The 526-nt window shown below is 75.7% G+C and carries 1 protein-coding gene; it reads left to right on the forward strand.

Annotation, left to right across the window (positions count from 1 at the left end; genetic code table 11):
- A partial coding sequence (locus tag N869_RS18225) for a hypothetical protein (RefSeq protein ID WP_035063377.1) occupies positions 1-526 on the forward strand: 526 nt, incomplete at both ends.

The raw sequence follows: 526 nt of genomic DNA on the forward strand, positions 1-526 counted from the left end.
GCCGCCAGGATCGCCGGCCGCGACGCACGCCGCGCACGGGGCCGCACCGCCCTGGTGTGCGCCCTGGTCGGCCTGCCGGTCATGGTCGGGACCGCCGGCGCGGTGGTGGTGCAGTCCGGCGACTCCACCCCGGCCCAGCAGGTCGGGTACACCCTCGGGACGCAGGCCCAGGCCGAGGTCTCGGGGTTCGAGGGCCCGGGCGTGGTCCAGGACCCCGCAGCACGACAGATCTTCCTGTCCGGGCCCGGCACGTCGACCGCCCCCACCCTCACCGGGTACGAGGCCGCGCTCCTGGACGCGCTGCCTCCCGGCTCACGGCTCGTCCGGTACATGCAGGTCGAGCCCCGGGTCTCAGCCGGTGACCGGGTCCTGCGTGGGTGGGTGTCCGTGGCATCCGTCTCGGACGCCACGGCACTGCCCGGGCTCGTGCAGGTCGCCTCCGGGAGGCTGCCGACCGAGGGCCACGAGGTGGTCGTCGTGCACGACGTGCTCCGGCGCCTGGAGCTCGCCGTCGGCGACACCCTCA

The sequence above is a fragment of the Cellulomonas bogoriensis 69B4 = DSM 16987 genome, assembly GCF_000767165.1.
GTDB lineage: Bacteria > Actinomycetota > Actinomycetes > Actinomycetales > Cellulomonadaceae > Actinotalea > Actinotalea bogoriensis.